This window comes from Rhizobium sp. NLR8a (assembly GCF_019685235.1).
Classification (GTDB): Bacteria; Pseudomonadota; Alphaproteobacteria; order Rhizobiales; family Rhizobiaceae; genus Rhizobium.
The window spans coordinates 395979-408704 of record NZ_JABDWI010000003.1 but is presented as its reverse complement, the minus strand read 5'-3'; the positions used below and the strand labels follow the sequence as shown (position 1 = coordinate 408704).

12 protein-coding genes and 1 other RNA gene are annotated in these 12726 nt (G+C 60.9%); 10 read left to right on the top strand and 3 right to left on the bottom strand.

What is annotated here, in order from left to right:
• Positions 1 to 6: 6 nt before the first annotated feature.
• The 3 genes from HJC04_RS07740 to HJC04_RS07730 all read right to left on the bottom strand — a co-directional run bounded on the left by HJC04_RS07740 (position 7) and on the right by HJC04_RS07730 (position 2997).
• A complete protein-coding gene (locus HJC04_RS07740; protein ID WP_221145576.1) occupies positions 7 to 948 on the bottom strand; it encodes a lytic transglycosylase domain-containing protein in 942 nt (313 codons plus the stop codon).
• A gap of 143 nt (positions 949 to 1091) precedes the next feature.
• On the bottom strand, positions 1092 to 1727 hold the full coding sequence (locus HJC04_RS07735; RefSeq protein ID WP_210630602.1) for a LysE family translocator: 636 nt from the start codon (positions 1725 to 1727) through the stop codon (positions 1092 to 1094).
• Positions 1728 to 1785: 58 nt separating this feature from the next.
• Positions 1786 to 2997, bottom strand: coding sequence for a pyrophosphate--fructose-6-phosphate 1-phosphotransferase (locus HJC04_RS07730; RefSeq protein WP_221145573.1), 1212 nt, complete (start codon positions 2995 to 2997; stop codon positions 1786 to 1788).
• A gap of 388 nt (positions 2998 to 3385) precedes the next feature.
• Between HJC04_RS07730 and HJC04_RS07725 the strand changes: the two genes are divergently transcribed.
• The 10 genes from HJC04_RS07725 to HJC04_RS07680 all read left to right on the top strand — a co-directional run bounded on the left by HJC04_RS07725 (position 3386) and on the right by HJC04_RS07680 (position 12725).
• The gene (locus HJC04_RS07725; protein ID WP_210630604.1) at positions 3386 to 4093 is read left to right on the top strand and encodes a DnaJ family molecular chaperone; all 708 of its coding nucleotides are present in this window, start codon (positions 3386 to 3388) and stop codon (positions 4091 to 4093) included.
• Complete coding sequence (locus HJC04_RS07720; RefSeq protein ID WP_221145572.1) at positions 4090 to 4851, top strand: N-acetylmuramoyl-L-alanine amidase; 762 nt, start codon at positions 4090 to 4092, stop codon at positions 4849 to 4851. The genes HJC04_RS07725 and HJC04_RS07720 overlap by 4 nt, the downstream gene beginning before the upstream one ends.
• A gap of 263 nt (positions 4852 to 5114) precedes the next feature.
• Complete coding sequence (locus HJC04_RS07715) at positions 5115 to 5642, top strand: lytic transglycosylase domain-containing protein (protein WP_210630606.1); 528 nt, start codon at positions 5115 to 5117, stop codon at positions 5640 to 5642.
• Positions 5643 to 5757: 115 nt separating this feature from the next.
• Complete coding sequence (locus HJC04_RS07710) at positions 5758 to 6945, top strand: FAD-binding oxidoreductase (RefSeq protein WP_210630607.1); 1188 nt, start codon at positions 5758 to 5760, stop codon at positions 6943 to 6945.
• A gap of 10 nt (positions 6946 to 6955) precedes the next feature.
• The gene (locus tag HJC04_RS07705; protein ID WP_210630608.1) at positions 6956 to 8131 is read left to right on the top strand and encodes an FAD-binding oxidoreductase; all 1176 of its coding nucleotides are present in this window, start codon (positions 6956 to 6958) and stop codon (positions 8129 to 8131) included.
• Positions 8132 to 8187: 56 nt separating this feature from the next.
• Positions 8188 to 8585: RNase P RNA component class A (gene rnpB, locus HJC04_RS07700), an RNA gene on the top strand.
• 412 nt (positions 8586 to 8997) lie between these two features.
• Positions 8998 to 9435, top strand: coding sequence for a division/cell wall cluster transcriptional repressor MraZ (mraZ, locus tag HJC04_RS07695; protein ID WP_221102475.1), 438 nt, complete (start codon positions 8998 to 9000; stop codon positions 9433 to 9435).
• 17 nt (positions 9436 to 9452) lie between these two features.
• Positions 9453 to 10478, top strand: coding sequence for a 16S rRNA (cytosine(1402)-N(4))-methyltransferase RsmH (gene rsmH / locus HJC04_RS07690; RefSeq protein ID WP_221122656.1), 1026 nt, complete (start codon positions 9453 to 9455; stop codon positions 10476 to 10478).
• Between the two features lies 1 nt (position 10479).
• Complete coding sequence (locus tag HJC04_RS07685) at positions 10480 to 10968, top strand: hypothetical protein (protein ID WP_221145570.1); 489 nt, start codon at positions 10480 to 10482, stop codon at positions 10966 to 10968.
• Positions 10968 to 12725, top strand: a complete 1758-nt coding sequence (locus tag HJC04_RS07680) for a penicillin-binding protein 2 (protein WP_221122657.1) — start codon at positions 10968 to 10970, stop codon at positions 12723 to 12725. Before HJC04_RS07685 ends, HJC04_RS07680 begins: the two co-directional genes overlap by 1 nt.
• Position 12726 lies beyond the last annotated feature (1 nt).

The following is a 12726-nucleotide window of genomic DNA, read 5'->3' as shown; positions in this document are numbered from 1 at the left end:
CCGGTTTCAGTAATTACCCTGGGCGACATCATTCATGCCCTTGCGCTTGGCATCGTAGTAATAGCCGCGCGCATAGAGGCGGACGGCGTCGTCTTCCTTGTTGTCAGAGACGAGCCAGGCGCCACGCAGATATTTCGCGGCATATTTGATGTTGGTCTCGGCGTCGAAGAGGCCGCCCGGCGCACCGTCATAGCCCATGGATTTGGCGGTGTTGTATTTAATCTGCATGAGGCCGAAATAGCCGCGCTTGTTATAAGCCTTCGGATTGTAACGGCTCTCGCGATGGACGATGCGGTGGAGCAGCGTCTCGGGAATCTCGTAGATCTTCGAATATTTCTGGATGAGCTTGGTGACGAAGCTCTTCTCGACGGTCGGCGCATCGTCCCTGTCGTCGTCGCTGAACATCGGGGGAGCTGTCGGCGGATCGATCGGTCCGGATTCGTCGAAGCCGTAATCCATGGAGCGCGGCGTCGTGTCGACGGCGGCCAGTGCTGCAAGCGCGCTGTTCTGGGGGGTGGCGGCAAAGGCAAGCTGCGTCGCCGGCTGTGACGGCGTTCCCGGGCGCGGGGTCGGCACGACGGATTGGATCGCCGTCATCTCAGGCGTCAACGGGATCTGCGCATAGGCTGCCGGCTGTATGCCTGCCTGCATGGTAAGATCGACCGGCTGGGATGCGGCCACCGCCGGCATTGCCGTTGCGGTGAGCGACGGGCGTGGCTGGGGAAGCATGGCGCCTGCAATTGCCTGGCCGGTCGCGCCTTCTGCCGTCGGGATCGCGGCGAGTGTCGCGTCTTCGCCAGGCTTCGGCGTCGGCACCACTGTCTGAGCGGCTGTCAGTTCGGCCTGAGAGGTATATTCAACGCTCGTGCAGCCGGTGATCACGCCGCAGCAGAGCACCGTGGAAACGACAAGACTGCGTTTCAGGCCGGACAATCCGATCGCTACCATTCCGTCACTTTCGTGAAATCGCGCCGCCCCGGCAGCGTATAAAAGTTACTAAAAAATTTAAACCCGATGACCCCATTAACCTATTCGTTGCATTCCGGCAACCACGGAATATTTCTCAGCTGCAATAGCGCGATACCCGGATTTCAAGCCGCAATACGGCGATACCCAGCCGTTACGGCGCCTGCAGCGATCAGCAGGGTGCCGCCGGTCCGGTTCACGGCGCGCTGGACACTCGCCTTGCGAATCAGTCCGCGAGCGGAATGGGCGAGAAAAGCGTAGGCAGCGGCGTTGAGGATCGCCAGCACCAGGAAGGTCGCTTCCATGATCGCCATCTGCCCGAAGAAGGGCAGGGTCGGGTTGAGGAACTGCGGCACGAAGGCGACGAAGAAGACGATACTCTTCGGATTGAGGGCGGTGACGACATAGGCGTGGAGGAAGATCTTAAGCGACTTTTCCTCCGGCAGATTGTCGTTGTCGGCGACCGGCTCGCCAATCACGGGAGCCCGCCAGAGCTTGATTCCCAGCCAGATCAGGTAGGCGCCGCCGATCCACTTCAAAAGGGTGAAGAGGGCGGCGGAGGTGGCGAGCACTGCGCCGAGACCGAAGAGGGATGCGGTCATTGCGGTGAAGTCGCCAAGCGCCACGCCGCTCACCGTCGCAAAGGCCGTCCGGCGGCCATGGCCAAGCGCATAGGAAACGACGAGCAGTATCGTTGGTCCCGGTATGGCCAGCATGATGGCGGATGCGGCAGCAAAAGCGAGCCAGGCTTCAAGCGACATGGAATCTCCTCCTATTCCGTCGGGAATAAGCAAAGACACCATATTAACCGTCCGTCAATCATGCTTCTTTGTATTTCTGCCCTATATTGTCCATGACTTCTGCAAACCACGCCGTCGACAGGTCGAAAGCTTTGCCACCTTTGATGCGGGGAAATTCTATAGTGCGCAACTTACCGTTCTGCGCTTCGTCATGGCCGGTGACGCCGGACACCTTATTGAGCGCGCTTTCGACGGCGAGATCGACCATGCTCTGGATCAGCCTGAGGTCGTCGCCATTGGCCGGGGCCGAGCGAGCGAAATAGCCCGATTTCTGCACCAGCGAACGCTCGGCGTCCAGGAGGTTGGCGAACTGCTTCTGGAACCAGGCGCCGACATTGATCGTGTCGATCTTCACGTGGCCGAAAGCGTCACGCTTTACGGTCTCACCCGCAGCTTCACGCTCGGCGACGATAGCGTCGAGGCAGGCGCCTTCCGAGACGAAGACGGTGGCATGGCCGGTGCGGTCCATGATGTCCTTCAGGCGGGCGGCCTCGGCGTCGAGGTCGAAGGCCATTTCGGGCAGATAGACGGCGTCGATGCTCTTCAGATGCGCGTCCATCAGCAGGCCGTCGACATACTGGTTGCGGCTGGTGCGCTGAAGATAGGCACGGGCGGTGGCTGCCGTCAGCCAGCCGCAATGGCGGCCCATCACTTCGTGGATGACGAGCGTGCGCGGCGCAGCCGTCTGCTCGTTGCTGACATTGTCGAAGAAATGCGCACCGACTTCGGCGGCCGTCCAGGCGCCGAGCGATTGGCGGATGGGCACGACATCGTTGTCGACCGTCTTCGGCAAGCCGACGACGGTCAGGTCATAGCCGTTGGCGGCGAGGTAGGCAGCAAGGTCGGCGGCCGTCGTATTGGTGTCGTCGCCCCCGATCGTGTGGAGAATGGTGATGCCGTCATCGGCAAGACGCTCGGCGGCGACCCTCAGCGGATTCTCGCCTTCCTTGACAAGGCCGCGCTTGACGCAGTCGGCGGCATTGGTGAGCTTGACGCGGCTATTGCCGATCGGTGAGCCGCCATAGCGGTGCAGCAGCGGCGCCTTTGCACGCATTTGACCGGTGATCTCGATGCGGTCACCGAGCAGCACGCCCTGATAGCCAGACTTATAAGCGACGATGTCGATTTCGGGGGCGATGTCGCTGTAGCGTTCAATGAGGCCGCCGACGGCAGAGGAAAGACAGGGCGCCAGGCCTCCAGCGGTCAGCATTGCGACTTTCTGTTTGGCCATGGATCCCTCCTGCGATGTTTCTGTGGGCAGCGTTAGCTAGCGCATGGATGCGGCAGGGAAAGGGCCCTGTAAAGTAAAGAATTTACGAAAAACGCGGCTTTCTGCCGAGTTGAACGGCAAAGGCGGCGGGAAGCGCGATATAATCGTTTCAAGCCCGAGCTGCCGCCGGGAACTGTTTGTGGAAATCGGCGGTCAAGCATTGAGCGAGCGTGGTGCGGCAACCCCTCTCACGGCGGATCCGGCGAACCGGTCGATCGCTTGCTGCAGTGCAATAATTACTGAATCGTGAAAACTGTTTTCGATGCTACGACCAATAGTCGCCTTGCAAAGGCTACGATTCTTTGGTCAAGCTGATTGCTCATACTTGGCACGCTTACGAGAGATTTCGATGTCCTTCTGGGAAAAATTGTTGAATGCCATTGGCAATACCGCGGGCAATGCGCTCTCCGCGGTGGTCGAGGCTATTCGAACGGTTTTCGAAGGCGATCCCGAGACCCGGCGCAAAGTGGCTTTCTCCGTGGCGATCATTGCGCTTTCGGCCAAGATGGCCAAGGCCGACGGCATCGTCAGCGAGAAAGAGGTCGAGGCTTTCCGCGAGATCTTCGAATTTCCCGAGGATCAGGCCAAGAATGTTGCCAGGCTCTATAATCTCGCACGCCAGGATGTCGCCGGCTACGAAGCCTATGCCGAGCGGCTTTCGACGCTCTGCGTCACCTGCGCGGCCAATTGCCCGGTCCTGGAAGACGTGCTTGACGGCCTGTTCCACATTGCCAAGGCCGATGGGCTGATTCACGAGAAGGAGCTGAATTTCCTCGGCCATATCGCCGAGATCTTCCAGATGAGCGAGACTCGTTTCGAGCAGATCGCAGCTCGCCATGTCTCGTCCGGCGGCGATCCCTACAAGGTGCTCGGCGTGTCGCCTTCCGACGATTTTCCGACGATCCGCCGCCGTTACCGTGGCCTGGTCAGCGAACATCATCCCGATCGACTGATCTCGCGCGGGGTGCCGAAGGAGTTTCATTTGATCGCCAATGAGCGCATGGCGGCGCTGAACGCAGCATATGCGGCGATCGAGAAGGAACGCCGCGCCGCATGACCTCTTTCGAGGCCGATTATCGAGGCGCTTGCGTGCGGCCATCGCCCAACCGAGGCGAGCGGGCGGGCGGGCGTCGTCCCGATATGATCCTCCTGCATTATACCGGGATGCCGACGGCCGATGGCGCGCTCGACTGGCTGTGTCGGGAAGAGAGTCAGGTTTCCAGCCATTATTTCGTGCATGAGAATGGCGAGGTGATCCAGCTTGTGCCGGAGGCGCGGCGCGCCTGGCATGCCGGCAAGAGCAACTGGCACGGCGAGAGCGATATCAATTCGCTGTCGATCGGCATTGAAATCGCCAATGCCGGCCATCCCGGCGGTCTTCCCGATTATCCGAAAGAGCAGATCGCAGCAGTCATCGAATTGTGTCGTGACTGTGTCAAACGTTGGTCGATTGTGCCGGAAAGAGTGCTCGGGCATTCCGATGTCGCACCGATTCGCAAGGTTGATCCTGGCGAGAAATTCCCTTGGGCCGAGCTTCATCGGGCGGGTGTGGGCCATTGGGTCGAGCCGGCGACGATCACCGGCGGGCGTTTCTTCCAGCGCGGGGACGCCGGCCAGCCGGTGGAAGCGCTGCAGTCAATGCTGTCGCTTTACGGTTACAGCACTGAAATTACGGGCAAATTCTCCGAAAAGACGGCCGGCGACGTGGAAGCCTTCCAGCGCCATTTCCGGCCCGAACGGGTGGACGGGATCGCCGATTTCTCGACGATCGACACGCTGCACCGGCTGCTGTCGGCGCTACCGCGATTTTCCTGACGGCGGCAGCCGGAATTCCGGGCAGTTTTGCCGTCACAAGCGAGAAATCCGCCCCGCCACATCATTTCCCTATTATCTCCTCATTGCGATGGTCTAAGGACGCCCGCTGAACGGCGCTCGCGGCTGATTTCAAGTGTAACCGTGGCCGCCAAATGAAACGATAAGAATTGCCATGGAGCGCGATCAGTCCTTGATCGCGTGTATCCGGATGACAGCGAGGCGCGCAGTCCCTGCAGTTCTTTGGGTCGGAGTGAAGAAACTATATGAAAGAGTTTATTATTGGTGCTGCGGCATGCCTTGGCATGCTGCTGGCGGGGTATAACTTTGCCTCGGCTAATGATGACTGGGGCGTCAGGGCCGAAACCATCCCGCTGAAAACCGTCGATCGACAGAGCGGCTATGCCATGCCCGATTTCTCCAACAGCATTCCCTATGCTGCGCTGATCAACAAATATGCGGCTGAATACAACGTTCCGGTGGCGCTCGCCCAGGCGGTCGTTCGCGTCGAGAGCAATTTCAATCCGAAGGCACGCGGCAGCGCCGGCGAAATCGGCCTGATGCAGATCAAGCCGGCAACGGCCAGGATGATGGGATATTCCGGCACGCGCAAAGGCCTGTTCGATCCCGAGACCAACATCAAATACGGCATGAAGTATCTGGCGGCCGCCCACCAGCTCGGCGGCGGGCAGACCTGCAACACCATCCTCAAATATAATGCCGGCCATGGCGCAACGCGCATGAATCCGGTGTCGAAGACTTATTGCGGCAAGGTCCTGGCGATGCTCGACTGAGCCGCCGCGCGGCTCGGAGGGAAATCTTCCGCTGCTGTTTTTGTAATATGAATCGGGACGCTCGCCGTGATATCCCACCTCGAAACGAGGTGGTCACCTCGATATGAGGTGAGATATGGCAGTCGATTTCAGGTTCATCGTCATCGGGCGCGGCATGATGGGAGCGGCGGCCGCACGGCATCTCTCTTCCATGGCCGACGGCGTCGCGCTGATCGGCCCTTCGGAGCCGGAGGATCGCAAGGTCCATCACGGCGTTTTTGCCAGCCATTATGACGAAGCGCGCATTACCCGCACCTTCGACGGCAATCTCGCCTGGGGAACTTTCGCCGCGCGGGCGCTCCGGCGCTACCGCGACATCGAGGCGAAGAGCGGCATTTCCTTCTTTTCGGAAGTCGGATGTCTTTTTGCCGGTCCCCCACCGAAGGACGAGCAGGACTTTCTTCTGAGGGCGCTGACCGTCAGCGAGACGCTCGGCAGCGATATCGAGATCGTCGCCCCGGCGGAACTCGACCGGCGTTTTCCCTATCTTGCCGTCGGCCCTGATTTCAGCGGATATTTCGAGCGCAAGCGCGCCGGGCACATCAATCCGCGGGCGCTGGTGCGCGCACAAGCCAGGCTTGCCGAACAGGGCGGCGTCTCGCTGATCGAGGCGACCGCGACGTCGGTGCGCGACACAGGTTCCCATGTCGAGGTGACGGCCGGTGACAGAAGCTATAGCGCCGAGCGCGTATTGGTCGCGGCCGGCGCTTTCAGCAATTTCCATGCCCTGCTGCCGCGTCCCGTCGATTTGAGAGTGATGGCGCGTACCGTTGTCTTCTACGAAATCGGCGACCGCGAAATGGCGATTTTCGGCGACATGCCATCGACCATCGTGCTCGGCGACCGGGAGGAGGACCACATCTATATTCTGCCGCCGGTGCGTTATCTGGACGGCAAGATCTATCTGAAGCTTGGCGGCGATACCGAGGCGCTTTCCTTCAGCCGGCTGGAAGAGGCCGGCACGTGGTTCCGTTCCGACGGCAGTATGGCCGAGCGCGATCATCTCTCGCGCATCGCCCTGCGACTGATGCCGGAGCTTGCCGGATGCCCGGTCACGTCGGCTCCGTGCGTGGCGAATTTCACCCCGACCGGTTATCCTTACGTCGGCTTCACGCCGTCGCCGCGGATCGCGGTGCTGACTGGCGGCAATTTCGTCGCGGCCAAATCTTCCGACGAACTCGGGCGTCTCGGCGCCGTGCTTCTCAGGGAAGGGCGGCTCGGGGATGAGGATTTCGGCCGCGAGTTGACGCCGGTCTTCGCTTGAGAGGGATATCATGGCAGTCGATTTCAAATATATCGTCGTCGGCCGCGGGCTGATGGGAGCCGCCGCCGCGCGGCATCTGGCGCGGCAGACGGATGGTGTCGCGGTAATCGGCCCGGACGAGCCTGACGATCGCAAGGCGCATGAAGGCGTTTTCGCCAGCCATTACGACGAGGGGCGCATTACCCGCACCATCGATCCCGACCGCAACTGGGCGCTGCTCGCCAATCGCTCGATCGGTCGCTACGGCGAGATCGCGAACGAGAGCGGCATCGACTTCTATCGGGAGGCCGGCTGCGTCGTCGTCGCGCCTGATAGAGGCGATTATCTCGAAAGGACTCGGCAGGCCGCCGTTTCGCTCGGCATCGAGACCAGGCTTCTGGACGCGGGCGGATTGAAGACCGCATTTCCCTTCTTTGCCTTTCCCGCCGGCAGTGCAGGTGTGTTCGAGGCGAGGGGCGCCGGACATATCAGCCCGCGCAAACTGGTCAAGGCACAATCTCTGCTGGCAGAAAGGGCAGGCGCGACTGTCATCCGAGATCATGTGGTCTGGATCCGCGAGGAGGACGGGCTGGCGAGCGTCAAGACTGCCGGGGGCCTCAGCTATCGCGGTGAAAAGGTGCTGCTGGCAGCGGGCGGATTTTCCATTGCCGAAAATCTCTTGCCACGGCCTGTTGCCATGACGGTTTATGGCCGGACCGTAACGCTGTTCGAGATCGGCGAGGCTGATGCGCTCCGCCTTGCGGCGATGCCGTCGCTCATTCTCGACGTGCCCGGCACCCATATCTATCTGCTGCCGCCGATCCGTTATCCCGATCGCAAATTCTACCTGAAGATTGGCGGCGATCCCGACGATCTGATCTTACACAACGACATCGAGATGCGGGCCTGGTTCAAGACCGAAGGGCGAGAGAGCGTGCGCTCGCATCTGCAGCGCTTCGTCGCCGACCTTGTGCCCGATATGGCGCCGCTGTCGATTTCGACGGCCGCCTGCGTCGTCTCCTATACGGAAAGCGGCTATCCGATGATCGGCTATACCTCTTCGCCTGCGATCGCGGTGCTGACGGGCTGCGCCGGCACCTCGGCGAAGAGTTCGGACGAAATCGGCAGACTCGGCGCGGAGCTGCTTTTGTCGGGCAGAATCAGCGAACAGGGCTACTCCACGGATTTCACACCTAATTTCCGTTAGGGCTGTCCCCTAAATTTCGGTGGCATTTACGGGCTCTCTCGTTTATGGGAGCCCTGCCAGTTGGCCGGGCAGCCGCGCTTTACCAATGCCGAAAGGCGGTAAGGTGAGGAAAGTCCGGGCTCCACGGAAACACGGTGCCGGATAACGTCCGGCGAGGGCGACCTCAGGGAAAGTGCCACAGAAAGCAAACCGCCTGTCAAGACAGGTAAGGGTGAAAGGGTGGGGTAAGAGCCCACCGCATCTCCGGCAACGGATATGGCACGGTAAACCCCACCGGGAGCAAGACCGAATAGGGATGACGTGGAGGGCCGAAAGGCTCTCCGGCCGGTTTCCAGGCCAGTCATCCGGGTGGGTTGCGTGAGGCAGCGTGCGAGCGCTGTCCCAGAGGAATGGCTGCCACGTTCCGGTTCGCGCCGGAGCCATACAGAACCCGGCTTACAGGCCAACTGGCGATTAACATCCGAGCTGCGGCAGGGCCTGGATTTTCAGCCTAAGTCGCTGAAACCGACTGTTTCCAAGCTGATATTCATGCACGTTATGGACGGATTTTAATAAGGCGCAATCAATGCTTGCCATCTGCAAAATGGCTGCGCTAACCCTTTGTTAAACTTAACAGCTTATAAATGTTTGATCATACGTCCGTTGCAAAACGGTCGCATCCCATTGACGCCCATATGGTCCCATGCTATCCCAAATGCGCACTGCACCAGGGCAATCATTTGCCCATTCATCGCAAAGCAAAGGCGCCTTCCTCTCTGGAAGCGTCGGGTGGGATTTGGCTCATCCGGCTTGCGAGGCTGTGCCTGATATTGGGACTTTCGGGCGTCTTTTTGTCCGGCTCCCTGCGGGAACGGATGTTTCGAGTCATGAGCCGCTTCCTTTCGAACGCGACCAACAGGATCGATGCCAAGGGCAGGGTTTCCGTGCCTTCGGCATTCCGTTCCGTGCTGGCGCAGCGCAACGTCCAGGAGCTCTACTGTTTCCAGGACTTTGTGTTTCCGGCGATCAGCGTCGGCGGCTCGGATCTTCTCGAAAGATTCGAGCGGCAGATTGCTGCGGAAGATCCATTTTCGCCGGATGCGAACGCGATGTCGCTTCTGATCCACGGAGGCGGGGTCTTCATGAAGCTCGATGCCGAGGGGCGGCTGATGGTCACGGATTTCATCCGCGACTTCACCGGCATCTCGGACGAAGTGACCTTCGTCGGTCGAGCGGATCATTTTCAGCTCTGGCAGCCGCAGGCATTCTTGGCTGCGCAGGCGCAGGCACGAGGGGAGCGCAAGCTGGCGGGCAAGCGTTCCTAAAGGAACGAGGGAACGGAATGGTGACGAATCCTGGCGGAGGTTCAACTGATGCCGGTGGCGGACCGGTTCGTCACATTCCTGTTCTTCTCAATGAGGTCCTCGCAGCGCTCTCGCCCGCACCCGGCAAGCTCATCCTCGATGGTACATTCGGTGCGGGTGGTTATAGCGCGGCCATCCTCGCGGCCGGCGCCGAGGTGATTGCGCTCGATCGTGATCCCACAGCGATTGCGGCGGGCCAGGCGATGGTTGCCGCTCATGCCGGCCGCCTCCGGCTCATTCACGCGCAGTTCTCGAATCTTGCCGATCATGCGCCGCAGGGCGGGCTTGACGGCGTGGTGCTCGATATTGGCGTCTCTTCCATGCAGATCGATGAGCCCGAGCGCGGCTTCTCCTTCCAGAAGAGCGGGCCGCTCGACATGCGCATGTCGGCAACAGGCGTTTCGGCCGCCGATGTCGTCAATCGCGCCAAGGTCGCGGATCTGATCCGCATCTTCCATTTTCTCGGCGAGGAAAACCAGGCACCGCGAATCGCACATGCGATCGAGAAGCGGCGCGAGGAAAAGCCCTTCGAAACGACGCGCGATCTTGCCGGTCTCATCGAGCTGGTCACTCCGCGCAAGATGAAGGACAAGATCCATCCCGCGACGCGCGTCTTCCAGGCATTGCGCATTTTCGTCAATGACGAGCTCGGGGAGCTGGCGCAGGCATTGTTTGCGGCGGAACGAGCTCTGAAGCCCGGCGGCCGGCTCGTCGTCGTCACCTTTCATTCGCTTGAAGACCGCATCGTCAAGAAATTCTTCTCCGACCGCGCCGGCAAGGCGACCGGCTCGCGGCACCTGCCGGCAGCACATGAGCGGGCGGCGACGTTCACGGCAATCGGCAAGCCGATGGTTTCTGCGAGCGAGGCGGAGGCTGAAGCCAATCCGCGCGCCCGCTCCGCCAAGCTGCGCGCCGGCCTGCGGACAGACGCGGCCGCCGAGGCCGCGGATATGTCGCTCTTCGGGTTTCCCAATCTTGCCTCGCTCGGAAAGCTCGGAGGTTGATATGCTGAAAACATTCGATCTCGTGCTCATCGGCGTCATGACGGCGACTGCCGCCGTCACCTACACGATCAAACATCGCGCCGAATTGAAGCTCGAGGAGGTTCATCGCCTCGAAGCCGAGATCAAGCTCGAGAAGGACACGATCGATCTTCTCAAGGCCGATTGGGCGCTGCAATCGCAGCCGAACCGGCTGGAGCGGCTGGTCAATGCCTACAATGCGGAATTGCAGCTGCAGCCGACGGATTCGACGGCACTCGTGCATGCCAAGGAATTGCCGATGCTGAAATCCGCGGTTCCGGTACCCGACGCAACGGAGGCCAAAGCCGATGCCAAGGGTGCGACGGTCGCCAGCGCCAAAGGCGCGACCGGCAAAGCGCAGCCCGTGCCGATGCCCGCGCCACGCGGCGCAGCACAGCAGCGCGACGCGGCCGAGCAGCGTGGAGTGGTGGCGGATGAAGCAGACGAGATCGAAACGGGGTCGGTGGAATAATGTCGTTTCTTTCCCGCATCATGGTCCTGAAGAGCCAGGCGCATTTCTCCGCCGGCGTCTATAACCGCTTCGGCGGCCCTTCTGCCGGCGTCGCCATCGAGGGGTCGCGCAAGAAGAAGACGGGGCAGGCAAAAAGCCGCGTCGGGCTGCTGATCCTTGGCTTCATGGGTGTCTATGTCGTCATCGGCGGCCGTCTGGTCGAATATGCCATGAAGGATCAGGAGGTCGTCTCCAGCATCCTGCCGCCCGACCGGCTTATGGCCTCGCGGCCCGACATTCTCGATCGCAATGGCGAGGTGCTGGCGACCGACATCCGCACGGTCTCGCTGTTTGCCGAGCCGAACAAGATCGTTGACGTCGATGAGGCGGTCGAGAAGCTTGCAACTGTTCTGCCGGAGCTCGACGTCAGGGACACCTACAAGAAACTTTCGGTCAAGAGCTCGCATTTCGCCTGGCTGCGCCGGCAGCTGACGCCGAAGCAGCAGAGCCAGATCCTGGCGCTCGGCATTCCCGGCATCGGCTTTCGGCCGGAGAAGCGCCGCTTCTATCCCGGCGGCTCGACCGCGGCGCACATCCTCGGCTATGTCAACATCGACAACCGCGGCGTGGCCGGCATGGAGAAATTTATCGACGACCAGGGGCTCGCCGATCTCGCCTCGGTCGGCATGACGAGCGACCAGCCGCTGGAGCCGGTGCGGCTGTCGATCGACCTGCGCGTGCAGAACATCGTTCGCGATGCCGTCGTCAACGCCGTCAACAATTTCCAGTCCAAGGGGGCCGGCGCGGCTGTTATCGACGTGCACACCGGGGAAGTGCTCGGCATGGCATCGGCACCCGACTTCGATCCGAACAATCCGCAGGAGGGCGCCAAGGAAGGCTGGCTCAACCGGATGACGAACGGCACCTTCGAAATGGGGTCGACCTTCAAGACCTTCTCGCTGGCGATGGCGCTCGACAGCGGCAAGGTGAAGATGTCCGACACGTTCGACGCCAGCAAGCCGATCTATATCGGCGGCTTCACCATCCATGACTTTCACGGACAGCGGCGCTGGCTGACCGTTCCCGAAATCTTCCAGTATTCATCGAATATCGGCACGGCGCGCGTCATCGACCTCGTCGGCATCGACGCGCAGAAGGACTATCTGACCAAATTCGGCTTGCTGACGAAGATGCAGACCGAACTGCCGGAAGTGAAGATGCCGAGCCAGCCGCGCGTCTGGAAGAAGATCAATTCGATCACGATTTCCTTCGGCCACGGCGTCTCGACGACCGCGCTGCAGACGGGCGTGGCGGCTGCCGCCCTTGTCAACGGCGGCAAGCTGATCGAGCCGACATTCCTGCCGCGCACCCGCGAACAGGCTGACCAGGTCGCCAAGCAGGTCCTCAAGAAGTCGACCAGCGATGAGATCCGCTATCTTCTCGATTTCAACGGTTACAAAGGGTCGGGACGCGTCGCCCGTGTTCCGGGCTTTGCCGTCGGCAGCAAGACCGGCACGGCGGACAAGGTGGTGAACGGGCGTTATTCCGCGACGCTCAACTTCAACTCATTCATCTCCGCCTTCCCGATCGACAATCCCCAATATGTGGTCATCACCTTCTGCGACGAGCCGAAAACAGGCGAGAAGCAATATGGTGGAACGATCTCCGCCGGTACTGCCGGCCCGATCGCTCGTGAGATCATCCGCCGCGCGGCTCCCATTCTCGGCATCGAGCCGAAATTTGGGGAGGGCGGTTCGGCCTTGCTGGTGTCTTATTGAG